This is a genomic window from Klebsiella sp. H-Nf2 (genome assembly GCF_002806645.1).
Lineage (GTDB): Bacteria > Pseudomonadota > Gammaproteobacteria > Enterobacterales > Enterobacteriaceae > Klebsiella > Klebsiella variicola.
This window is the reverse complement of sequence record NZ_PIBL01000001.1, coordinates 328,712-352,333: the sequence shown is the minus strand read 5'-3', so window position 1 is coordinate 352,333 and position 23,622 is coordinate 328,712. Positions and strand designations below refer to the sequence as shown.

Sequence of the window (23,622 nt, the reverse complement as noted above, 5' to 3'; positions counted from 1 at the left end):
GCCTGGCGGGTGACCGGAACGCCAGCCTTTAACGATCAAACGCCCAGCGGGCCCCGCTGGTCAGCGCCCGCTCGAAGGCGGGACGGCCGGGGCCTGCCAGCCAGCCGGCGAAGGTGTGCAGCTGCGGGTGCAGCTGGCGCAGGGCGTTGAGGTCGGCGTGCCCGGCCAGCCGCCCGTCGTCCACCAGCCCGGTCAGCTTGTGCAGAAAAGGACTGGCAGCCAGCACCTCATCGGAAAATCGCGAATAGGGGATCGGCCGTCCCGCCGCCGCGGAGAATAACCCCTCCAGCTGACGGCCGGTCACGCTGTCGCTGGCGATCTCAAACGTCTTGCCGGCAAAACGCGCTGGCGCGGCAAAAACCGCCGCGACAAGATGGCCGATATCCTCCACCGCCAGCACCTGCATCCTCCCCTCCGGCAGCATAAAAAAGTGAAAATGACCTTCATCAAGGCCAAAACCGGGCATCACCAGCAGCTCCATAAAGGTGGCGGGACGCACGATGGTCGCCGCCAGCGGCAGGCGGCGGATATGCCGTTCAATTTCCGCTTTGGTGTCATAATGCGCTACGCCGGTGGGCGTCTCCCCCGCCGCGCTGCCGGAGCTGTACACCAGATGCTTCACCCCGCACTCGACGGCGAGATCGGCGATGGTTATCCCGTAGCGTACCTCCTGCTCATCGGTCACCGTCCCTCCCGGCGAACTGGGCTGGACGCTGAAGACGCCGTCGACCCCGGCCATTGCCGATCGCATTGCCGCCCGGTCTTCAAAGGTACCCACCACCAGCTCGGCTCCCCGTGCCGCCAGCGCGACGGCCCCGGCGGAGAAAGGATCCCTGACCAGCGCCCGAACCCGCCAGCCGCGGTACAGCAGCGCCCGCGCCACCGAGCCGCCCTGCTGACCGGTGGCGCCAAAAATCAACACGCTTTGCGCATTATTCATCACTGTTTCCCCTTATCTGCAGCCTGTTGCCCGGCCTCTCGCCAGCGATAGTCATCTTGCTTATCCTCCTCCAGCCAGCCGCAGGAAGGCCCGGCAAAATGCCCGGTGAACCATTGAGCATGATGGCTTGCCCCCCACGCCATCATCTCCCGTCGGGAGGCTTCCGCCTGCCGGGGATCGCCGCAGAACGCTGAGTTCCACTGCGGATGGGCAAACTGGAGCGGGGAATGAAGGAGATCGCCGGAGAAACAGGCGTAATCATCTCCGGCGGCGAGGATCAGCGCGGCATGGTCCGGACTGTGGCCGGGGGTGGGAACAAAGGCGATCCGCCCGCCGACCCGCGGCCGGGCCGCCACATCGACGGTTTCCAGCTGGCCGGCCTCGATCACCGGCAGCAGGCTGTCGAGCCACAGCGCCCGGTAGCGTTCGCTGTTTTTCACCCGCGTCAGCTCTTTTGCCGAGCACAGGTAGCGGGCGTTGGGAAACAGCGGCACCCAGCGATCGTCCTGCCAGACGGTATTCCATCCGACATGGTCGGTATGCAGGTGGGTCAGTAGCACCAGGGTCACGTCCTCCGGGTTCACTCCCGCGGCGCGGAGATTCTCCAGATACGGCGTGTTAAGTTGATGATAGAGCGGATTGCCGCCGCGCTCCCGACCGTTGCCGGTGGCGGTATCGATAACAATCAGATCGTGGGGGGTCTGCACCACCCAGCTGTGGATCGACAGCGCAATCGACTGAATAACGTTGTCCGCCTCCGCTACCGGGAACGCCTGTGGATAGAGCGCCGCCGGCTGCAGGGTAATCTCGCGCTCCGGCACTTTGAAAATCAGGCTATCGCCTGTCTGGTAAGTTTGCATCACACCCTCCGCGCGCATTGCGCTGGTTGATTTATCGGGGTGAGATTCACTATGCTGCCGGGATAACCCACATTCAAATTGATTATCATAATGAAGAAAATCATTGAAAATGATTTTAGTCGTATCGATCTGAATCTGTTGACGGTCTTGATGGTGCTGTACCGCGAAGCGAGCGTCACCCGCACCGCAGAGGTGTTGCACCTTGGCCAGCCGGCTATCAGCGGGGCGCTGAAGCGGCTGCGCGAGATGTTTGACGACCCGCTGTTCGTGCGCAGCGCCAGAGGCATGCTGCCGACGCCGCGGGCGCAAGCGCTGATGACCGACCTGCAGCCGCTGATGGAAAACCTGCATTCGGCGATGTTTGGCGCCGGGGAGTTCGTCCCGGCGCGCGCACAGCAGCTTTTTCGCATCGGCCTCAGCGACTGGAGCGAACACTGGCTGATGCCCCAGCTGTTACCCGGGCTGATGCAGGAGGCGCCCGGGGTCTCACTGCAGTCGATAGCCGCCGACCCCTTCCAGGTTCGCCAGCTGCTGGAGGAGGAGCGCATTGATGTCGCGGTGTCTGTCAACAAACAGAGCCGCGGGGAGGTGGTCAGCGAGCCAGTGATGACCATGGGAGTCACCACCCTGTGGTCGCCGCAGCAGATCCCCTGTCGCGGGCCGCTGTCGGTGAGCGACTTTGTCGCCCGGGAACATGTGATGGTGGCCTATCGCGAAACCGGCCACGGTGAAATTGACCGCCAGCTCGCCAGCCAGGGACTCGCGCGGCGCGTGCGCTTTGCCACGCAGAATTTCTCCACCTTTCCCCTGCTGCTGACCACCCTGCCGCTGTTCGCCACCGTCCCGCAGGGGCTGGCGCAGCGCTGGCAGGCGCAGTATGCGCTGCGCGCGGACGCTCCGCCGGTAGCGTATCCGGAATTTACGCTGTGCATTTTGCGGCACAAACGGCGGGCGCAGGATCCGGCGCTGAACTGGCTGGTGGCGAAGTTAAAACAGGCCATGCGCGGTCAATAACCGGGCCGATGCCCCGGCATCAGGCCTCGCTGAGCGGGGGTTGCAGAACGCGCCTGCTCCAGTCATAAAACGCGCGCACCGCCGGCGGCAGATAGCGGTTTTGCGGATAGACCAGCGACAAGGGAAGATCAGAAGCGGCCTGCTCCAGACAGGCGACCAGCGCCCCGCTCTGCAGATAAGGTTGCGCCAGATAGCTGGCGACGCGGATCAGGCCCAGCCCCTGAACGCCGGCCTGGATATAGGCATCGGTATCGTCGACCACCAGCGTCTCCTGCATACGGATCGCGCAGTCGCCGTCATTGAGAGAGAAAAGCCAGTCGATGGTCCGCCCGGTACGGTGGTTCAGGTAGCCCACCGCCCGGTGCTGGTGCAGATCGTCGATGCCCTGCGGCCGGCCGTGGGCCGCGAGCCAGGCCGGCGAGGCGAGGACCATCCAGCGGTAGCGGGCCAGAGGACGCGCCACCAGGGTGGTGGAATCTTCGATCCGCCCGGTACGGATCACGCAGTCGAATCCCTCCTGAATAATATCTTCCACGTTGTCGCTTGAGCAGAGGATCAGCTCCAGGTCGGGATACTGCTGCAAAAACTCGCCGATCCTCGGCAGAATGCAGTGGCGGGCAAGGGATTGCGGCATCCCCACTTTGAATCGCCCGGCGGGCTGAGCCGAGCGCCCGGGAAAAGAGGCTTCCATCGCCGCCATCTCGGCCAGCAGCCTTTTACACTCCTCATAATACCGGCGACCCTCCGCCGTCACGCTGAGCTTGCGGGTGGTGCGCTGGAGAAGCTGCGCCCCGAGCCAGGCTTCCAGCTCCTTCACCACCCGCGATACCGTGGAGCGCGGCTGCCCGAGCACCTCCGCCGCACGGGCGAAGCTGTGGGCATCCACAACCGCAACATACAACTGCATGGCATCCAGTCTGTCCATTTCGTACTCCCCCGGCAATTATTATCCCATTATCACGAACAGTCTAACCCGAAATCCTGTTCTTATCGAATGATGCCCGCCCCCCTACACTGAGCCTGCAGCCAGTCAGTACAAGGCTTAACTGAGCAAGGAGTCAAAATGAAAACTGATAATCTTAATCATGAGGAAAAGGTATTGGTGCTGGGAGCGGGACAACTGGGCACCGCCGTTCTCGATGCGCTGGTGCCTGCGGTGATCCAGCGCCAGGGCACGGTCTCGGTTATCGTCTCGCCGGCGGCCAGGGATGAAGCCGGCCAGCTGCGGTCGGCAAACCATCAGGCGCTGGCCGACGCCGGAGCCACCCTCCTCGCCGTCGACATCGCCGGTAGCGCCATGGAGACGCTGGCCGATCAGTTTCGCGGATTCACCACCGTGATTAACTGCATGGGGTTTGTCGCCGGTCCGGGGACACAGCTGAAAATTACCCGCGCGGTGCTGGCGGCCGGGGTACCCCGCTATTTTCCCTGGCAGTTTGGCGTCAATTACGATGTGGTCGGCAAAGGCAGCGGTCAGCCGGTCTGGGACGAGCAGTACGATGTCCGGACCCTGCTGCGCGCGCAGCGGGCCACGGAGTGGGTCATTGTCTCCACCGGGATGTTTACCAGCTTTCTCTTCGAATCAGACTTCGATGTAGTGAATTTATCCAACCGAACCCTTCACGCCCTTGGCAGCTGGGATACCCAGGTGACCGTCACCTCACCGGCGGATATTGGCCGCCTGACCACGGCGATTTATCTGCATCAGCCGCGGATCGTCAACGAGGTGGTGTTTGTTGCCGGCGAAACGACCTCTTACCGGCAGCTGGCAGATACCGTGGAGCGCGTAACGCAGCAGACGTTCAGCAAAGCCGTCCACACCCTGCCCGCCCTGCTGGAGCAGCTACGGACAGACCCGGATGACGCCATGCTGCGCTATCGCGCCGCCTTCGCCCGGGGGGATGGCGTGTGGTGGCCGATGGGCGACACCTGGAATGCCCGCCACCAGCTGCCGACCCAGGACATTGCCGGCTGGCTGCAGACCGCGCGCTGATTTTCTCTCACAGGACAGAATGACGATGAACAAGTTGATTCCACTGATCGTATTGAGTTGTCTGCTGCCCCTGGCGGCAAATGCCAGAACCATCACCGCCACCGGAGATACCCTGGACCATGCGGAGAGTAAAATCCGCCAGCAGGCCGCCCGCGAGGGCGCAACTGCCTATCGCATCACTGAAGCGCGAATGGGCAACAAAGTGCATATCACAGCGACCCTCGTGGACTAAACCACCGGCGCCAGGCTCAGGGACGAGCTACCGCTGTCGCTTGCCCGCGCGCCAGGTCAGGCGCTCATTTTTTCCCGCCGACGATCGCGGCCCGGCGGCGCGCCGTACAGGCGAGCGTATTCCCGGGTAAACTGCGACACGCTGATATAGCCCACCTCCCCGGCAGCCTGCGCAATGCTCATCCCTTCCGCCAGCATCAGGCGACGGGCGTGGATCAGGCGTAACTGCTTCTGAAACTGCAGCGGCGACAACGTGGTCATGGCGCGGAAATGACGATGAAAGACCGAGACGCTCATCCCGGCGGCATCGGCCAGCGCGTCGACGCTGACGGGCTGCATAAAATCCCGGCGCAGCATCGCCACCGCCCGGCGGATCCGCGCCGAATAGCTGTCTACGGCGCCCAGCGCCCGAATGGCCGGCCCATGGACACTCTGCAACAGCCAGTAATGCAGCTCCCGCCGCAGACCTTCCCCCAGCACCGCCAGCGCCCCCGGTTGTTCAAACAGCCTTGCCAGCCGGTAAGCGGCATCCGTCACATCGGCGTTCATCGGTTCGATACCAACGCGGGGCGCCTCATCCGGCCCTGACGGCCCGGCCTCCTGCAGCTCGCGCAGGATAGCCAGGTCCAGCTCCAGCACCAGCGCGTAATAGGGAAAACGCTGACTGGCCTCGGTGATCTGGCTGGTGGTGGGGACATCCGCGGCAATCACCATCGCCTCGCCCGGGCCATAGTCAAAGCTCGCCAGGCCGGTGGTCACGCTCTTGCGCCCCTGGAGCAGCATGGCCACCAGCGGCCTGGCGATGGCCGCCTGCAGGTCGCCAGGATGCAGGGCCCGCACCAGGGTGATGCCGGGAACCGGGGTAACCGCCACCCCGCTGCTATCGACATGAGCATCGGCAAACCGGCGGCAGAGATCGAACAGGGCGTCGCGCATAAGATCCTTTCAGGCAAGTTTTAAAGCCTGAGTATGCGCTATTTCCCGGGAAAAGGGAGTGAACGGAGAGAAATGGGCAAAAAATAACAAGGATTGGGCAACCCGGCCTGACGCGCGGCCCCTATTGTAGAGCCTCAACATACCAGAGAGGACCGAACATGACTAAGATTGCACTTATTACCGGCGCCAACCGCGGCCTTGGCCGTCAGACCGCACTGGATATCGCCCGCCAGGGTGGGGATGTCATCGTCACCTGCCGCGGCAATCTCGAACAGGCGGAAGAGGTGGTCGCCGACATCCGCGCCCTGGGGCGCAAGGCCATCGCCCTGCCGCTGGATATGGCGCAAACCGCCAGCTTCCCGGCTTTCGCCGACAGCCTCGGCAGCGCGCTGGCCAGCGTCTGGGGGCGGGCCACTTTCGACCACCTGATCAATAACGCAGGGCACGGCGAATTCGCCCCGCTGGCCGAAACGCGCGAAGCGCAGTTCGACGGGCTGTTTAACGTCCACGTTAAGGGGGTATTTTTCCTCGTACAAACCCTGCTGCCGCTGCTGGCAGACGGCGGACGGATCGTTAACTTCTCCTCCGGGCTGACCCGCGTCTCCTATCCTGGCTTCTCCGCCTACGCCGCCGCCAAAGCGGCTGTGGAGATGCTGAGCGTGTATATGGCCCGCGAGCTGGGCGGGCGCGGCATCACCGTCAATACCATCGCCCCCGGCGCTATCGCCACCGATTTTGGCGGTGGGCTGGTGCGGGACGACGCAGGGGTTAACGCGCAGTTTGCCGCGATGACGGCGCTGGGACGGGTGGGCGTTCCTGAGGATATTGGGCCGATGATCGCCAGCCTGCTGCGCGACGATAACCGCTGGGTGACCGCCCAGCGGATCGAGGTGTCGGGCGGACAAACCATCTGACGACTCAGGCTGGCAGGATGCGCTCCAGCGCCAGGCCTGCCAGCCGCACGGTCTCCAGAAGACGCGGCAGGCTATCCCCTTCCCGCGCTTTCGCCGACAGGCCAAGCATCAGCGTATCCATATAGTCAGTCACCCGCAGCGCGTCCTGCGGGCGATGGCGAGCGATATACTGCTGGATTTTGGCTCTTGCCGCAGCATGCCATTCGCCTGCCGCCCCCCGGGCGTCGGCATCCTGGCAATGTCCCCCCTCCAGCACCAGACAGCCGGCGGCGGCCGGATCGGCCACATAGCGGCGAGCCGCCTCCTGCAGCACGGCGATGAGCGATGCCGCCACCGGCTGGTCGTCTCGCAGCAGGGCGTCGATGGGAATGGCCCCGGTCTGGCTGTAGCGCTGCAGGACGCGGGTATACAGCCCGAGCTTGCTGCCGAAAGCGGCATAAAAACTCGGGGGGTTGATACCGAAAGCCTGGGTCAGATCGGCCACGCTCACCGCGTCGTAGCCTCGCGCGTGAAAGAGGCGTTGTGCCGTTTCAATGGCCTGTTCCGCATCAAACTGGCGAGGACGTCCCGGAGTACGCCCTGGTTTTGTAGTGGTCACTATATTAATCCTTGACAGCCTGTTTTGCCGCAGCATATTGTAATCGTCACTACAATATCATGAGGTACGGGATATGACAGCATTTCACAACAAATCAGTGCTGGTTTTAGGCGGGAGTCGGGGAATTGGCGCGGCGATCGTCAGGCGTTTTGTCGCCGATGGCGCATCGGTGGTGTTTAGCTATTCCGGTTCGCCGGAAGCGGCCGAGCGGCTGGCGACGGAGACCGGCAGCACGGCGGTGCAGGCGGATAGCGCCGATCGTGATGCGGTGATAAGCCTGGTCCGCGACAGCGGCCCGCTGGACGTGTTAGTGGTCAATGCCGGGATCGCCATTTTCGGCGATGCCCTCGAGCAGGACAGCGATGCCATCGATCGCCTGTTCCGCATCAATATTCATGCCCCCTACCATGCCTCCGTGGAAGCGGCGCGCCGCATGCCGGAAGGCGGGCGCATTATTGTCATCGGTTCGGTCAATGGCGATCGCATGCCGGTGCCGGTAATGGCGGCCTATGCGGTCAGCAAATCGGCCCTGCAGGGGCTGGCGCGTGGCCTGGCGCGTGATTTTGGCCCGCGCGGCATCACGGTCAACGTCGTCCAGCCCGGCCCTGTTGATACCGACGCCAACCCGGAGAACGGTCCGATGAAAGAGCTGATGCACAGCTTTATGGCCATTAAGCGCCATGGCCGCCCGGAAGAGGTGGCGGGAATGGTGGCGTGGCTGGCCGGTCCGGAGGCGTCATTTGTCACGGGCGCCATGCACACCATCGACGGCGCGTTTGGCGCCTGATATCCCCGGGCGGCGATGCGCGCTTTGCACCGCCGCCGCGGGAACGTCATCGCCTGTCAGGGATTGTCAGGCCAGGCTGTCGACCGCCATAAAAAAGCGATCTTCGGTAAGCATCAGCCGCGCTTGCGGGGGCTGGTGCGCCTTGCGGATCATCCAGCCCTCCTCCGGGGCCAGGCTAAGATAAAACACCTCCCGGGAGCCCGTACCGCCGGGTGTCTCGAGACTCAGCGTCACGATCCCCTTTTCCACGCCATCCAACAGCTGCTGCGGCACGATATTGACGCTGCGCTCGCCGTTTTGCAGACGAATGGCCGGGATATCGTAGCGGCAGATGCCGCTGTTGAGGCTGTAGCCAAGGGTACTCAGATCGTGGAGGTGGCGGGTCGAAATCACCACCTCGATACCCGTTCCGTCAAACCACTGACTTACCTGCTGAGCCAGCGCCGCCATTTGCTGGCGAAACCTGGTGATATCCGCGGCGGCCGACCCGTCGAGGGCCGCTTTCCGCCGCGGATTTTGCTGTTGCTGCAGTTTCTTAAAAAAACGTTCCCTCGCTGTCACGTTATCTCCCTGTGCTGTGGTGAAGCCGGTGGGCTGGATGAAGATGGTTATCGCCCGTTCGCTGGTTACGAAGATTGGGGGCGAACTGGCGCGATAGCCCCGCCACAAATGTTTGTTTTTGACGTTACTTCGCCGCTTCAGACCTGAGCCGTAGCTGGTTGTTTTCGGCAGTAAAAATGCGCGGCTTGTCCGGATCCAATTCCTCACGCCCCAGCACCTGCTTCCAGGTATTTCTTTCTGTGTCCGGATAGCGGAACAGGCCGACAACCGCCACGAACGTCGCCTCCGCTTCCAGCGGCATATTCAGACTGGCATCCCCTCCGGGACTGATCACCACATCGCGACTGGCGAGGAGATCGGCGGCGAGCAGAATATCCCCCTCCTCCAGCAGCTGCTGGTAAACCAGCCGGTCAAAGGTCTGGCGATCTTTAAGCTGATAGATGCGCACCACCACCGGTTCAGAGAGCGAGTGATTCTCTCTGGCATCGGTGTTGAGCGCTTCACGCGCGGTAAAGTCCAGATGCAGCGTATTAATTTTCTTATAAAAAACGGCGTTGAAGGCGGTTTTGGTCCCCTCCGAGACACGCTGGGTGAGCCCGCACCCGCTCAGACAAAGCGCAAGCAGGGGCAGCAGGCAGGCGGTTTTAGTCAAACTTGTACGTAACACGTCGGTTTCCTTGTAGAAAGGTGGCAGGCTGCAGGCCCGTATAGGTACCCAGCTCGGTGGTAAAGGTCTGAGGAATATCGTCCTGACACTCGCCCTCCCCCACACCCAGCACGCCATTCATACCGAGCCAGAACGGCTCGTCCCCCAGCGGAGGGACAGCCAGCAGTCGGGTCGGCGCGGTCAGGGTGATGTTGGCCCGGAATCGCCAGCCGAGGTATACCCGCAGCAGGATCAGAAAGTCCCGAAACAGCGGGCCGTCAGGCTTCCAGCCCTGCGCCTCCGCGGGATTGTCGGTGGTAAGGGCGACGAGGAGCTGGCTGCTGGCGTCCATCGCTTCGTCACCCAGCGGCGTGTTGCCGTCCAGTAAGAAGTCGTCATCGCCGTAAAACCCCAGCGGCTGACTGATCGCCACCGGACGCAGGCTGTACGGGCTCACCCTGACGGTGGTCTCCGGGGCCAGCAGGGTGACCAGCGCCTGGATCCCCTGCTGGGTTTTGCCAGGCTGCCGCAGCACGCCAGTTAGCGCCAGAAAGCGCGACGCCGGCGAGGCGATATGCTGCGTCGTGCCGGGGATGCCCAACCCCGCCAGGCCCAGCAGCGACTGCGAGAGACGATCGGTGCCGCCAGGCTCAAAGGTGGCGGGCCAGGAGTATTTCCGCCAGATGCGGTAAAACTGCGTCATGATCCGGTGGCTGAAGATATCCAGTAAGCCCTGCAGCGCTTCATGCCCTTCCCTGCGCTGGGCGATATCATCGAGATATGCCGTCGGGAGCGGCGAATCGACACCGTACAACCCCATAAAGGTGGTGCGAATGACCGGCGGCCCGCAGTCATCGGCCTCATCGTATTCCACGGCTCTGAGTTCGCTGGCCGGGAATCCCATCCCCGGATGCGGGTAAAAACGCACCGGATCGTCAGCCGGATGGCTGGTTCCCCCCATCAGCGGTTGGCCGGGACGCCGTTTTTCCAGAAGCTGGCAGAAGCGGTAAAAATTGATCCGCGGCAGGTCGGCTTCCAGCCGCGGGGTCAGCCGGGAATGCGTCGGCTGTGCTTCTCTTCCCATTCCAGTCGTTCTCCGGTTGGTTGCAGAATGATAATCAGGCGGTTGAACAAGTAGATGTCGGTGTAGAGCGCGAAGAAGCGGCTAAGCATCTCGCCAAACAGGCATATGTCGCCTCGTCCGGCAAAGCCGTGGCTGTCGAGGGTGACTTCAATCTGCACGCCGCGCACCAGATGGCCCTGTGCAAAGCGCTCTGTTGCGCAGTGCTTCACGTCGAGGATGGCTTCCAGACGCCGACGATTCATCTCGCTGTCGGTCCATTCATACAGCGCCAGGGTGCCGCGCAGGACTTCAGCGTTGTCCATCAGGGAAAGAAAACTGCTGCCCAGATGGCTCAGCACCCGCCAGTGAAAACGGTCCTGGGCGGGGGGATAGCACGGCAGCGTTGGTGCGCAGAGGTTACGCACCGCGACGCTGGCGGAAGTGGTTTTCATCACCGTATCAAGCACGGTGCTCTGCAGCGCGCGACGCGGCAGCTGGCCGTTAGTTCCGGTGAGGGTCAGCGACAGGCTTTCATCTTCCGGTACGGAATGATTATCGAAGGCTTCTCCGCCGACAATAAGCCAGGTGTTGTACAGCCCGGAGGGGCCACGGCGCACCCGGGTATGATAGTAATATTCCGCCGCGTCATGACGCATCATGCCGCCTTTGTGGCGAAAACTTGAGAACGGCGCGTAAACCTGCTGGTGCGAGGAGATCACGGAATCGACGGTGTAAATTTCGGTGTGGCCGTCCTGCACGCGCATCGGGCGCAGCGGGTATTCGGTCTGCAGGGAGTTAATGGTCAGCGGATCCGACTCCAGCGGAAACAGGTTGATCACTGGCACGCAGTGCAGGCGCAGCTGCTTTTCGCTGAAGCGGAAGTCATGTTCCCAGCGTTCCGCCAGCACGACGTCGATTTCAAACCACGCCAGTCCGGCCGGAAAAGCCACCGTCTCCAGCCCGCGCAGATCGATGAACATGAACTTTTCGCGGAAGGTAAAATACTCCAGCAGCAGCTGGTAACCACGAAAACTGCGGCCATCTTCAGGCCAGAGGCAGTCCTCTTCGCCAAATCCCAGCGCGCTGAAATACCCGTCCAGCGGCCTTCTGTCCACCTCATCGGGCATGCGCAGCCACATCCGGGCCACATTGAGGGTAAAGGCCTCGTGCATGGCGCAGGCCAGCGGCGCATCGGCGTTGCAGTAGAGCGGGATATGGCTGAGATCGACCCGGCGCCAGTCCGTCAGCTGGCTGCAGTTAAAGCGCAGCGTGATCACCGACCGGCCATCCGTATCAGTGGCCAGCTGGACACGCTCAAGGGATAACGGCTGCAGAGCGATCGCTTTGGTGGTGGTGTACCGGCAGCGCGTGCCCTTTTCACCGATCGGCCGGGAAAGCACTTCAAAGCCTTTAGCCATCGTCATCGGCTCTTTCATTTCCGGCCAGTCGGGGGTGAATTCCACGACCGACATCGAGGGAATGGTACGTAAATAATGTGGCCACAGCAGACTGACCACGCCTTCGGTCAGCTCAGGCAGATCGTCATCGAGCTTCTCGCGCATGCGGCCCATCAGGAAGGCAAAACCTTCAAACAGGCGCTCAACAAAGGGGTCGCGGGCGCCTGCTTTGTCGAGATTGAGCATTGCCGCCTGCTCAGGATGAGCACGGGCAAACTCTTCACCCGCTTCCAGCAGGTAGCGCATTTCAGCGTCGTAATAACGCAGAGTTAAATCGTCCATAAATCACCAGAATGAGTAATAGCATTCAGATATGCAGAGAACAGCAAGTGCAGGGAGTGCAATGTGAATGATGCGTGAATTATGCGCACAGCACCGCAGCGCGAGCGGGATCCAGAGCGATAAGCCCGGCAAGCAATGACTCCATTTCTGGCAGCAAGCGATTTTTTTCTGCCTCACTGCGCCCGGCCTTGCCTCTGAGCAGCCGGAGTCGGCGGGCTTTGACCTCAAAGATAAGCTCCGGCTTCCATTGTTCGAGCGTGATTTCCCGGGCACGGCTGTCGAGTTCCGCCAGCAGATGTAGCGCCATTTCATTTTTTCCGTACTGCTCGCTGACTCGCGCCATCAGTAAGCGCATCAGCCACCGATTGCGGCTGGTGGTATAGCCCGGCTGCGCCTGTAACCAGTTCAGCGCCGACTCAATACCTTCATCGTCCGCGCGGGTGAGCACTTCTGGCTCCAGCGACAGCACCTCATCAGCGCTGGTCGCCGCCATTACCGGCTCATCTTGCCATCCGGCCATCTCATCCAGAACACGCTCGTTAAGCCAGTTGAGCGTCACTTCATCGGCGAATGGCGTACCATCGTTAAACGCCAAGGTTTCCAGCCCCGGCAGACGAGCCAGTAGCCCTTTCATATCCCGGCACAGGATATCGGCACGTACACTGTCAGCATCCAGTTTCAGCAGCGCCTGCCAGGCGTACCACTGCACATCCAGCCACAGATGGTTGACGCCTTGCGCCAACAGCGTGTCCGTATGCTCCAGCAATTCCGACCAGCTTTTCTGTAAATACAACCGTTTAAGATGGGCTTTACTCTCAGGCTTGGGAGGCAATAGCCGGGTCCGGCCGGAGGCATCCAGCGGCGGTAACTCCGTTAACGTATCCCAACGCACACTCTTCATCAGATGATGACCTGCCAGCCATCCGCCGGGACACTCACGCAGATATTTCGCCAACACCTTAGCCTGATCGAGCAAATCACGACCTGACGTGACGGTATGCATTACCGGTGCGGTGTCCGTATGTTGGGGTAGCAGATCGTGTTCTTCGCGGCTGGTCTGCGGCACCAGACTGTGGGCTCCGCCGCTTTGCACCAGGCGGTTCTCCAGTATCTGATATAGCCCGGAAAGATCGGGGCGAGATGCTTCAGCCAATCCGGCAAAAGAGGCTTCCGTCAGCAATAACGCCCCGATAATGACCTGCATAGTGGTCATGTCGACTTCCGGATAAAGAGACAGACTGTCCGACATCCGGCGACTGCCAAGCCATTCCAGCGCCGATTTACAGCTACGTTCACGCTGGGGATGGAGCATAGCCCCAAACCGCTCAAGCATTGCCGCCAGCAGCGTAACGCCCTCCGCCAGACCGGTTTCGCCATCCCGCTGCAGACGCGCCCACACGTAAAAGGTGATCACGCGCAGATCCTTGCAGGTCTGAGTCAGCAGTTTTTCAGCCAGCTGGCAAATCAGTTCGGTATCGACACCGGAGATCTTATTGACCTCCTCGCGGATACGCTGAAAATCATCGTCATAGCCCGGATCGCTCCCGGTGGGCTGGCTTTCACTGATTGGCGCAAGCCAGGACTGCCACTGCGCCTGGCGTGACCGGGCCTGCTGGCGCAGTACGCTTTCATCCAACTGACTGGCGGCAACCAAATTTTGTAAAATACTCATAATTCCATCTCATCCATGTCACTATTCCCTACCCCCGTCGTCAGGGCCTGTGCGCTCTCAGCCGCATCGACACTAAAAATCTGATCCGGCAGGGTCAATCCGCGCAGCGCCAGAAGCGCCAGCGGGCCGCTCCCAAGCTGGGAGCGCAATACCCACTTCAAGGTGCGGCCATCCGGGGCGGTGAAGCTCATCATCCACTGGCTGCGATCCAGCGGCTGGCGTTTACCCTGCTCCAGCCAGCGAATAAAACCCCAGGTACCGCTGTAGTCACCAAACAGGCGCGTGCCCGCATTGACGCTGGTCCAGGTCAGCAGAGTGCCGGGTTTATACGTCTCCCCCGGCCAGCGGAAAGTCTGCCAGTCGGCCATTTGATTGAAATAGCGCAGCTTTTGGCCGTCTATCGTCAGCTGTGTCTCCACAACCTCCGGGGCAGGCCTGGCCTGTAACTCAAAGCTGATCCCCTGGCTGCCGTCGGTAAAAAGAATGTCGGACAGCTGGCTTAGCTGGTTGATGGCGCGCAGAAAGGCCGGATTAAAGACCAGGCCGTGACTGTTGACCTTATCCGGCACCCACTGACTGCCTTCTTTATGCAGGACACCGTTCAGCTCCGTCGTGAGAAAACGTTCGATCCGCCCGCTGTCTTTGCGCACAAACTCAGCCAGCATCGGCAGGGAGGCGTCGCTTTTGCTGGCGGCAAACGGAAAGCGTCCGTCAAAGGCGGTGTGCCAGTTCGCCACTACCGAGCGGCGCCATTTATCATTCAGACTGGCCGCCGACGGCAGAAGCACGGTTTCCCATGCCTGGGTCAGCGGTTGCACAAACAGAGTGTTGCCGAAGCCACTCCACTCTTCGCCAAGGCTTGCCGAAATCAGGCTACCGTACTGTTGCGTGTCGGTCAGGTCGACGCTTTTCCCCTGGAAGACGGTCTGCGCCAGGGTCTGCATCATCTCCTGCGGATCGGAGGCATTCGCAACCTGCTGCAGGCGCAGGCGCACGCGGGTGATACGGGTCAGATAGGTTTGCAGGCTCAGGGTGCTATCGGCCGACATGACGTTGCTGCCCGTGTTTTTCCCCATTAGCTGGAGCAGTGGGCCGAACGTGTCATCCAGAGGCCCCTGCGGGCCGGCTGCCGACTGGTCGATGACTGGCTTGTCTTTCCCGCCCACCAGGTCTTTGGCCGATTTAATAAGGCTGTCCGACAGCCCCTCCCTTTGTTGCCCCGCCTGCCCCTGCCAGGCAAGGGTATTCATCAGGGCTATCAGCGGCGACTGGCGGACATCGCTTATCAGCGTGAGCTGGTCGGTAACATCGGCGATATTGGTCGCCGGATTAAGTCGCAGACTGTTGAGAAAATTCAGCCAGCTGCCGGCGAAATCGGTGAAGTAGCGTCGGGTCAGACGCGCTTTCAGCGCCTCCGGCGACAGGTCTGTCGACATCGTTTTGCGCGAATCGCTCAGCACCCAGTCGATTTCTTCCCGGCGCGAGCTGGCTGCCTTATCAATGGCCTGCTGAATGCCGCCTTCCCATGCCTGGCGGGTAAACATCCCCGGGACCACTTCATCGGTGGTAAACAGGCGGCGCGCATCGGTGCCACTGGTCATGTCTTCCAGCGACACATCGGCAAAATTACGACGCACGGATTTAAGCATGTTCTCATATAAGGTACTTTCGGCATTGCGGCGACCTAGCTGCTGCAACAGAACCTGACGGCTCTGACTCACCCGTTGCGCATCTGGAGTTATCTTCCATTCAGGCCGTTCGGGCAGCAGGGAGAGATAAAAGGCCCACAAATCCGGCGCCAGACTTTGCCACAGACCGGTCGAGATCCCCATTCGCGTTGGCTGGACCGCTTTCATGGTCTGCGCGAAAAAGGCGCCATCGGCTTTATCCGGACGAGACATCATCAGCCAGGCTTTCAGCTGGTCATAGCCCGGTTTCGCCAGGTGGGCTCGTTGGTCGCTGTTGGGTGCGGAGTTGACCAGCGCGCTGAGCGCCTGCTGCAACGCGGCATTGGCCGGGTCACGTATCAGGTGATGATTTGCCACACCGTACCAGGGCAGGACGGCGTCTAATAGTTGCTGATGATGATCCAGACCAAAACGCCGATACCAGGGAGCCCCCTTCTGCCCATCGTGTACGAGACGGCCGGCCTCATTGCGCAGGGCATGGAGGGCCGTCAGTTGATAGTCAGAAACAGAGGGGTGGGCCACCAGGTCGCGGGCTTTTCCCGCGACTGTAGCAATCTGACTGTAATTGAGGGCAAAGGAGAGCAGCAGTCCCGCCGCCCACAGGCCGAGGATGGCCAGCAGACCGCACGCCAGGCCCCGCTCCCACGCCATTCCCACGTGATGCCCGCGTAAACGGCGGCAGTCATCAACGATCCCCTGCCAGGTGGCGGGCAGCGTCAGGAGATGAGGCTGGCCCGCAGGCGAGGTATCAGCCTCCTGATAAGGATCTACGGTACGAGGCGCCGGCAGGCTAAACATCAGGCCACGCAGTGCAAACCGCTGCCGCGAGGCGGTCAGCCACGGCGCCAGCTGCCAGCGCCATTGCGCGATCTCCCCGTCGATAAGCCGCTGCCCCAGACGCAGCAGGAAGTCGTGGCGGGTCTCCTCCGCGATCTGGTGCATCCCCTGCTCCCGCAGCGTGGGCAACATCTGCGCAAGCTGACGGGCGACATCGTCCTCGGTAGCGCGTAACGGGAAGCTAACCCCTACCGCCTGCACCACGCGGTCAGCCTGCGACCACTCACTGTCGCACAGTTTCCACAGCCAGACCGGGGCGGCATAGCCCAGCAGTTCGCTGATTTTTTCCAGCCCACGCAGCTCGCTCTCGCTTATCTGCGGCGTCAGGGTAAGAGACGACGGCATCACCCGAACAATCCCGTCCAGAGGACGGCCCCGGCGCAGCTTGCGCAGCGCGGCGTATTGTTGGCGATCGGGTTCGGAGAGCAGACTGCCGCCGTAAATCAGAACGGTACGCTGGCCCTCCAGCCAGCGCTGCTGACACAGACCAGGTGCCAGTTGTTCGATTGCTGCATCGTCGCCGGTGACCAAGAAGAAGCGAATTTTGTTGTTCCAGAAGAAAGTGTATCGACGGCGGAGGTGGGCGCAAATTTGTGAAGTGATCGTCACAGCACCAGATACGGTGGCCGCCTCTTCCTTTGGTGACAACTTAACATCATCACCCTGAGCATGTTGCAGTTCTTTACTGAAACTGCGCCTACCTTCAACGCGAGCACCCAAGAACAGAAAAATTCCGACTAAAACCAGAACAATGCTTACTGCAAAAGTACCACTCAGCCAGATATACCATGTAGAAGTATCCCTGATGAGTTGTAGCCTTTCGGGTCGCCAGTAAACGATGCCCGCCACAACAATATTGCTGGCCAACACGATAAACACCAAAAGCCACAATACAATTTCTGGTTTCCTGAACAGCGAAAGGAATCGCCTCATTCCTCACCCTCCTTAGTAGAAGTCACAGGGGATATAACCATATTCCAGACCTTTCCATTTTTTTGTTCACGGCATACCAGTCAATGGCGCGCCAGTTTTTGTATTAATTGCGTGGCAACGACTACGACAAGCCAGAGCGCCGCGTTACCGGCAACCTTTGAGACTCAAAGTCCCGACAACAAGTCATCACTTTCAGCCCCGCAGCATTGACGGATATAATGAGTTTGGTATGCGACCCCTGTTTAGCATGGCGGAGTGCAGTATAATCACCCAACCTTCACCGCTTACAGGGGGTGAAGGACGGCATGTGGCGGGAGAATATCCTGTTCCAGACAGTTCACCAGCAGCAAACCTCTTTTAGCCTCTCGCTGGATTATTGGTTTGCACGAATTGCCACGGTACGCTCAGTAGCACGGCCTCACTGTTAAGGCCAGTGGCCCGACATAAATAGAGTTACCCGTGCGCTCTTGACACCAGTGCTCTATTGGGGGGGTAAATCATACGTGTCGGTGTGTATCGATGGTATAAACTCAGCTCGGCACGGGCAGGTGCTTCTGCTGTGCAGCGTACCGGCAATACGACGGCCATGAATGAAATCGTTAGGTAAGCCCCCCATTATTTTAAAAAGACCGGGATGCTTACCACAGGTTACACTATGTTCCTCACAGGCCTGCAATCTTCCGGAATGCATGTGATCGGGCATTCCTTCTGTGATCACCCCACCACAGCTTGTCTTATCGTCCTGAAATAAAAAATGTCCAACTGTCATCACTTTCTCCTTACTGTTTTACTTTCATGCGGTTTTGAAATTCTGTCTGCAGCCCCATCAGTCAATGTAGGCAGTCAGTTTCTTCCTGTGCTCGGATCCGTTTTTAGATCACAACAGGCATTTGTACTTAGACATGACTTTCCAGCCTAGTGGGCTTATGCAGGTAGTTGCAAGGTAACTCACGCAGGGGTAATGGCCTGGATCCAAAGTGCCCCGGTGTCACCATCGCCGCTGATAGCCAGTTGTGCGGAACCGGTCCGTTGCGAAGCAAGTGTCCCCATTGCTGCGGCCAACCATGGGGATACGCAACCAGCATGTCCTATAATAAGGTCGGTGTTATGACGGCCAGCCGGCGACGGAACTCCGGAAAGAAGGGGTGATGCCATCGCAGGGATAACAGAGGAGGCCTCTTCTAATGTCAAACCACTGAGCCAAAGGTGTTTAGCCTGCCCTGCCTTCAGGGGCACCCAGTCAGCAGCCTGCGCTATGGCTTCTTCAAGCAATTGTGGAACAGCCCGTTCTGGGCGGTGTAACCAAGCCAGCGGCGGTACCATGTTTTGCGTAAGTCTATTGCCCAGCAACAACGCTACCATTGCCTCTGTACTCCCCTGACGTATTTCCGGTGCGATCTGAGCAGCAATGATGAGCAGTAGTGACTTGTCATTGATGCGGTTATCAAGCCACTCATCAATAAACTGCGCACCGTGGCCATCAACATATTCAATCGGCTGAACAATGCCGGCCTCCTTCATGCTTTCGTGCCAGGCCGGAATGAAGCGACGTGGCAAAATCGAGGTGTTAGCCTCAAACAGCACTGTGAGCGTTTGTTTCGGAGAAAACGGTGTAAGTGCGATGGCAACATCAGCCAGCACCTTATGAAGCCCCGCCTGAAACGTTGCCAGATCCTGTTGTTCGGGATCCAGTGAATCATCAATCTCTTGTCCTATAGGCGGGATTGGGAAAAAAGTATGTAAACAATAGTCTTTCCGACCGCGACCGGCTTGGTTTTTGAGTATTGAGGCCCCTTCCATTAATAATGTCACTGGAGTCTGCTCTGGTTCCTCAGGTAACGGGATATCCACACTTATATGAAGGATCTGTAGCGCCCGACGACCCCGGCGAGTTTCACATAATATTATTTCTTCGCGCCTTCTATCCCAGCCATTAGCATAATAATGCCGAAACAGCCAGAACAAGGCTCTCAGAACAAACATTAGTAACCAGACCAGCATTATGACCAAAGGAAAGAGTAGCCAAAGTTTTGTACTCTCTCCCTGCCGATCAAATGACAGACCCACTATTGCCGCGACAACAACCAGCCCCCCCAAAGCAGAAAGCCAGTTGCCAAAATGGATGGGAGTCGGACGCCTGGCGGCGGGGGGAATGATTTTAAGATTTACAGGCATAATCAAGGTATAAAGACCAGTTCAGGTGAAACAGCATTAAGATTCAGTTGTGCGCGAAGGTTGGTGAATTTAGGCGGCACAATCCAGTCAAATATAACTCCATCCTTATTCCATATAATCGATGAAAAATCTTCTTGCTTCTGCCAGCTATCTAGTTCCAGTGAACGCCAGCAACTTACAACCATTAAACGTTGTACCCTGGTGGCCTTTTTAGCTTCAACTTGGTAAATATCGGCATACATTTCTTGCCCGGCACCACACTGTGCCGTGGGATTTTCTGGGCGCGAGGAGAAGCCATTAATCAAAAGGAAATATTGTCTATTACCGACGGTATGCAATTTTCCATCACTGTATAGTGATGCTAGTTCTTTTTGAGGTGTAATCGTTACACCTTTAATAGTGAATGGTTGCTGACGGTTAAATATTTGTTTAATTTCTGACGCGGAGACATTGAATGTTACGCCAAGAAAAAAAATAAGGATTTGTATATAGCCCATGTATTTATTCTCCATAAACTTTATCGGCATAACATAATCCTGAATAAACCCATGCATGTTCCGCAGACTGTCCATCTGAGCCAGAAGCGTAAGTTGGCTGATCTCGGATATGTAGCTGCGCCTCAGTGTTACCAGCATTTATGGGGTTATTCATATTCCAACCAATATTTCCGGTTTGACTGTCACAGAGATGGTTATATTTACGAACCCAAGAGTTACTTCTGCTATCCCATTTATAATAATACCCCCCATTCCACAAAGAGATTGCTTCTCGTTCGACCATTTCGTCCGAATATGTGCCATGCTGACTGAGATGATTTATCGCCTGTTCACGTTTAGTTTGGAACAAGTCGCTTCCTGCTTTAACATTCTCCTTCCAGCTCCAAGCTGTGGTATAGTCCGGTGCCGGGTTTGTCATTTGCGCCATACCATAGCCTTGGTCAAAGGATACAATAGGCTCGCCATCAAGATTAATGAAATGCTTATTAAAGCTTTCATGAGCAAGCAACTTTTTAAGCCCAGCTGAGTTTTCAAGGGTATCAATAAAATCGTGCAGATCTGTAACAACCGGGTTCTGGCCTTTAATTTTAATGCTACGCTTAATGATTAACCCACCAACCTTGACTGAAACAACAAGTTTACCTCCCAGTACTTTTTGCCCACCAAAATCTAACACCCACCTTTTTTCACTCGAAGAAAAATCACCTACCTCCGAATATGTTCTTAATATGAAGTTTCTTCTAGGTCTTTCCTTCAGGCCACTTTGTTTGGCATCCCAGTTAATCACCCAAGACCATTGATAAGGGCCTGGAGCTTCCGTTCTAAATTCAAAAACAATCTCTGGAATTGTGGCATCAGCATTTAAAGTAAATTCCGCATTATCGGCTGGCGTAACCCAGGTCGTATTCTCAGCAGTTACAACCACCAGAACAAGGCTGTCCGAGGTGGTATTAGTTCTTCCTGCGTTCTGTGCATTATTCATTTTCAGGTTCCTTCCTCATTAAAATTCCAGTGACAACTTTTCAGCAGTACGTGAAATTATCCGCTCCGTCATGCCGTCTTTGTCAGTAATTCCCTTCCATTGCTGCCCGGTCATACTGCTGATGGTATAAGAAACACCTGCGAGCGGTGTGACTTTATCCGCCTCAGTGATACGGAACTGTTCGCTATACAAGTCACTCACTTTACCAGGTAGTATGGTAAAAGTTCTTACATCACTTGCGGCCTCCATACGTCCATAACGACCCGCTCTCGTGTTATAGTCGCCGATCGTCGCCAGCTCAATTTTGCCTCCGTCTAGCGTGATATAACTGCCTCCGGCATTTAACGAGATACTCTTTGCTGCCGTTATTTGGATCTCATCTTCAGTGCTGACAATGCTAATCCCCTTTCGTGCCAGTAACTCCATCATATCGTTCTGAGCGTGTACCATTACTGGTCCCTGGTTCGCTATCAGCCTGATCCCAAGCTTTCGCACAAACACGCTCAGCGCACTGCCCACCCCGATGAACAGATTTTTCACCACGCTGACGTCAGCATTTTTACCGGCAGTAGCTATCAGGTTCTGGCCAGCTGAGACCTGCAGATGCCCCCCGCTTGTCACAGCCACGCCATCAGGCGCTGTCAGGAGCAACACAGAAGCCTTCAGCTTATTCAATTTTTGTTCCATCAGCGTAATTTGTGCCTGTAACTCTGCAGCGCTCGCTTGTGAAGCCTCCGCATCACCGGATATCGCCTGCATTTCTTCTTGAGCTGCTTTCAGACGGCCCATCGCCGGCTCCATATCCAGCACCTGCCCCCGGGCCTGCGCCTGTCCGTCCGCGCTGATAAATATCCCTTTCTGTGCCCGGATAGCTCCCCGGCTGTCGGTTCTCAGCTCAAAACCGTCCCCGCGCTGCTGCTTTTCAGCATCCACGAGATGGCCGAGGTTCAGCTGGCTCTTACCGCCGTACTCCGTCGAGACCTTGATATGCTCTTTCCCGCGCTCATCGTCGAGGCGGATTTTGTTGTTGGCCGGGGTGCGCAGAACGTTGCGTTTGTCATTGCGGATGGTGACGTGGTCGCCGTGCGCCGAGTCGTGCAGCACCCCGGCGATATACGGCCGGTCGGGGTTACCGTCCTCAAAGCCAATCGCCACCTCCGTCCCCGCCAGCAGCGGCAGGTGCAGACCGTAGGTGTCTCCGGCATACGGCCGCGACTGACGGACCCACAGGCTCTCGAACCCGGTTTCCCAGCGCGCCCGGTCAAACAGCATATTCACCCGGTAGCGCCCGTGTTTGTCGATATGCCCGCAGGTGTCGTTTTCCCGGGTGCTGGTCACGCGGGCCGGCAGCGTCCCGGCCATCACCGGACGCGCGCCGGGCTCAGGCCGGTAGCCGACGTCCGGGCTGTCCGGTATGCCGGCAAACTCCACCGCAAAGTCGGCATCGCGCCGGGCGTGGCTGTGCATCGCCGTGACGAGCACGCCATCAGCAAACTCCCCGGCCACCTCCTCTCCTCCGGTGACCTTCAGCACCTGACCCGGGCAGAGCGTCGGGCAGCTGGTGGTGGCCTGCATCCGGGTCTGGCCGTTCAGATAACGCTCATGACGAAGACGGGCGTAAAACGCCCCGGACTCCGGCGCCGGATGGCGGTCATGGGCATTGCCGGCGGTCAGGTAGTTATCTCCCCAGTGGTAAGCCTCCCCGAAGGTGGTGGTCTCCCCGCGGGTGACATCCACCTGCGCGTTCATGTCCGCCGTCGCCTCGCGGTAGTTGTAGTCGCGGGTACTGACCTGCTGCTCCACGACGCGGTGGCGGCATGCCATCTCCCACACCGCGTCCACCCCGGCCGACTGCTGCCCTGACGGCGGGACCGAAGGCAACGTCAGTCCCTTCTCATAGCCCTGCTGACTGTCGCAGAACTCAGCAACATCAATGTGCAGCCGCGTGTCGGCGGTAAAGCGAAACCAGATCCCCACCTCACCCAGCAGCCGGGTGATAAAGCGCAGGTCATCCTCGCCGTACTGCATCACCTGCTCGCGTCGCGGATACGTTTTTGTCAGTGAGAACAGAAAATCCTGACCGCGCAGGCCGTGGCGCTCGCGGAGGATTTTTTCCACAATCTGCGGAACGGACTGGTCCTGGTAAATGGCGTTCTGGTGCGAGCGGTTAAGCAGCGCCAGGCGCGGCTGGAGCGTCAGCGCGTAGTGCGTTTCATCCCTGGAGGTACTGAGCCGTTCAAACCCCGTCACCACGCCCTGGATCACCCGCACGGGTTGTTGAGCATTGATGCCGAAGCCCTGAGCCACCGGCGCCTGCAGCGTCAGGGAGGCAGCCTTCATCAGCATCATCTCTTTGCTGATGGCATGGTCTGCGCTGGTGAATTCGATACGGCAGCGGAACGGCTGGCTCAGTGCTTCATCGCCCTCAAACGCCAGCACATCAAGCCCGGCTTCACATCCTTTCACCGAAAGCAGATGGTGGTTGTGGCTGAATCTGATCGGGGGGTTACTGCTCATAGTATTCCTTCACATCGGCAGAGAAATTATGTTCTAGAA

19 protein-coding genes and 2 pseudogenes are annotated in these 23,622 nt (G+C 58.9%); 5 read left to right on the top strand and 16 right to left on the bottom strand.

Going from position 1 to position 23,622, the window contains the following annotated elements:
* Window positions 1-28 precede the first annotated feature (28 nt).
* Both CWM58_RS01750 and CWM58_RS01745 read right to left on the bottom strand, forming a co-directional pair.
* Complete coding sequence (locus CWM58_RS01750; RefSeq protein WP_100680067.1) at window positions 29-940, bottom strand: NmrA/HSCARG family protein; 912 nt, start codon at window positions 938-940, stop codon at window positions 29-31.
* Window positions 933-1,803: pseudogene (locus CWM58_RS01745) on the bottom strand (MBL fold metallo-hydrolase). The gene CWM58_RS01750 and the pseudogene CWM58_RS01745 overlap by 8 nt, the downstream one beginning before the upstream one ends.
* 87 nt (window positions 1,804-1,890) lie before the next feature.
* Between CWM58_RS01745 and CWM58_RS01740 the strand changes: the two are divergent.
* Entirely contained in the window at window positions 1,891-2,814 is a 924-nt protein-coding gene (locus tag CWM58_RS01740) for a LysR family transcriptional regulator (RefSeq protein WP_012968388.1), read from the top strand.
* A gap of 19 nt (window positions 2,815-2,833) precedes the next feature.
* On the opposite strand, the gene CWM58_RS01735 is transcribed toward CWM58_RS01740, so the two are convergent.
* Window positions 2,834-3,739 carry a LysR family transcriptional regulator gene (locus CWM58_RS01735; protein WP_039103215.1) on the bottom strand — a complete coding sequence of 302 codons (906 nt, stop codon included), beginning with the start codon at window positions 3,737-3,739 and terminating at the stop codon, window positions 2,834-2,836.
* 138 nt (window positions 3,740-3,877) lie between these two features.
* Here CWM58_RS01735 and CWM58_RS01730 point away from each other — a divergent pair, with 138 nt between their 5' ends.
* Both CWM58_RS01730 and CWM58_RS01725 read left to right on the top strand, forming a co-directional pair.
* Complete coding sequence (locus tag CWM58_RS01730; RefSeq protein WP_100680065.1) at window positions 3,878-4,807, top strand: aromatic alcohol reductase; 930 nt, start codon at window positions 3,878-3,880, stop codon at window positions 4,805-4,807.
* Between the two features lie 25 nt (window positions 4,808-4,832).
* Window positions 4,833-5,039 (top strand): DUF1471 domain-containing protein, encoded by a 207-nt coding sequence (locus tag CWM58_RS01725; protein WP_016160878.1) that lies wholly within the window; start codon window positions 4,833-4,835, stop codon window positions 5,037-5,039.
* 56 nt (window positions 5,040-5,095) lie between these two features.
* Here CWM58_RS01725 and CWM58_RS01720 read toward each other — a convergent pair whose 3' ends face one another.
* Window positions 5,096-5,974: an AraC family transcriptional regulator gene (locus CWM58_RS01720; protein WP_012968392.1), complete on the bottom strand. Its 879-nt coding sequence runs from the start codon at window positions 5,972-5,974 to the stop codon at window positions 5,096-5,098.
* Between the two features lie 158 nt (window positions 5,975-6,132).
* Here CWM58_RS01720 and CWM58_RS01715 point away from each other — a divergent pair, with 158 nt between their 5' ends.
* Window positions 6,133-6,888 carry an SDR family NAD(P)-dependent oxidoreductase gene (locus tag CWM58_RS01715; RefSeq protein WP_022066352.1) on the top strand — a complete coding sequence of 252 codons (756 nt, stop codon included), beginning with the start codon at window positions 6,133-6,135 and terminating at the stop codon, window positions 6,886-6,888.
* Between the two features lie 4 nt (window positions 6,889-6,892).
* On the opposite strand, the gene CWM58_RS01710 is transcribed toward CWM58_RS01715, so the two are convergent.
* Entirely contained in the window at window positions 6,893-7,486 is a 594-nt protein-coding gene (locus CWM58_RS01710; protein ID WP_100680064.1) for a TetR/AcrR family transcriptional regulator, read from the bottom strand.
* A 73-nt stretch (window positions 7,487-7,559) separates the two neighbouring features.
* Here CWM58_RS01710 and bdcA point away from each other — a divergent pair, with 73 nt between their 5' ends.
* On the top strand, window positions 7,560-8,273 hold the full coding sequence (gene bdcA / locus CWM58_RS01705) for an SDR family oxidoreductase (RefSeq protein ID WP_100680063.1): 714 nt from the start codon (window positions 7,560-7,562) through the stop codon (window positions 8,271-8,273).
* 66 nt (window positions 8,274-8,339) lie between these two features.
* Here bdcA and CWM58_RS01700 read toward each other — a convergent pair whose 3' ends face one another.
* The 11 genes and pseudogenes from CWM58_RS01700 to CWM58_RS01650 form a co-directional block, all read right to left on the bottom strand.
* Complete coding sequence (locus CWM58_RS01700; RefSeq protein ID WP_100680062.1) at window positions 8,340-8,834, bottom strand: hypothetical protein; 495 nt, start codon at window positions 8,832-8,834, stop codon at window positions 8,340-8,342.
* A 124-nt stretch (window positions 8,835-8,958) separates the two neighbouring features.
* Window positions 8,959-9,501, bottom strand: coding sequence for a type VI secretion system lipoprotein TssJ (gene tssJ, locus CWM58_RS01695; protein WP_100680562.1), 543 nt, complete (start codon window positions 9,499-9,501; stop codon window positions 8,959-8,961).
* Window positions 9,479-10,564, bottom strand: coding sequence for a type VI secretion system baseplate subunit TssG (gene tssG / locus CWM58_RS01690; RefSeq protein WP_100680061.1), 1,086 nt, complete (start codon window positions 10,562-10,564; stop codon window positions 9,479-9,481). Before tssG ends, tssJ begins: the two co-directional genes overlap by 23 nt.
* Window positions 10,528-12,282 carry a type VI secretion system baseplate subunit TssF gene (gene tssF / locus CWM58_RS01685; RefSeq protein WP_100680060.1) on the bottom strand — a complete coding sequence of 585 codons (1,755 nt, stop codon included), beginning with the start codon at window positions 12,280-12,282 and terminating at the stop codon, window positions 10,528-10,530. The genes tssG and tssF overlap by 37 nt, the downstream gene beginning before the upstream one ends.
* A gap of 79 nt (window positions 12,283-12,361) precedes the next feature.
* Window positions 12,362-13,954: a type VI secretion system protein TssA gene (tssA, locus tag CWM58_RS01680; protein ID WP_100680059.1), complete on the bottom strand. Its 1,593-nt coding sequence runs from the start codon at window positions 13,952-13,954 to the stop codon at window positions 12,362-12,364.
* A complete protein-coding gene (locus tag CWM58_RS01675; protein WP_100680058.1) occupies window positions 13,951-17,412 on the bottom strand; it encodes an ImcF-related family protein in 3,462 nt (1,153 codons plus the stop codon). The genes tssA and CWM58_RS01675 overlap by 4 nt, the downstream gene beginning before the upstream one ends.
* 496 nt (window positions 17,413-17,908) lie before the next feature.
* Window positions 17,909-18,181, bottom strand: a pseudogene (locus tag CWM58_RS01670) (PAAR domain-containing protein); the annotation flags it as partial.
* 179 nt (window positions 18,182-18,360) lie between these two features.
* Window positions 18,361-19,587 carry a hypothetical protein gene (locus CWM58_RS01665; protein WP_100680056.1) on the bottom strand — a complete coding sequence of 409 codons (1,227 nt, stop codon included), beginning with the start codon at window positions 19,585-19,587 and terminating at the stop codon, window positions 18,361-18,363.
* Between the two features lie 2 nt (window positions 19,588-19,589).
* On the bottom strand, window positions 19,590-20,114 hold the full coding sequence (locus tag CWM58_RS01660; protein ID WP_100680055.1) for a hypothetical protein: 525 nt from the start codon (window positions 20,112-20,114) through the stop codon (window positions 19,590-19,592).
* Entirely contained in the window at window positions 20,089-21,066 is a 978-nt protein-coding gene (locus CWM58_RS01655) for a hypothetical protein (RefSeq protein WP_100680054.1), read from the bottom strand. Before CWM58_RS01655 ends, CWM58_RS01660 begins: the two co-directional genes overlap by 26 nt.
* An 18-nt stretch (window positions 21,067-21,084) precedes the next feature.
* Complete coding sequence (locus CWM58_RS01650; RefSeq protein ID WP_100680053.1) at window positions 21,085-23,583, bottom strand: type VI secretion system Vgr family protein; 2,499 nt, start codon at window positions 23,581-23,583, stop codon at window positions 21,085-21,087.
* Between the last annotated feature and the right edge of the window lie 39 nt (window positions 23,584-23,622).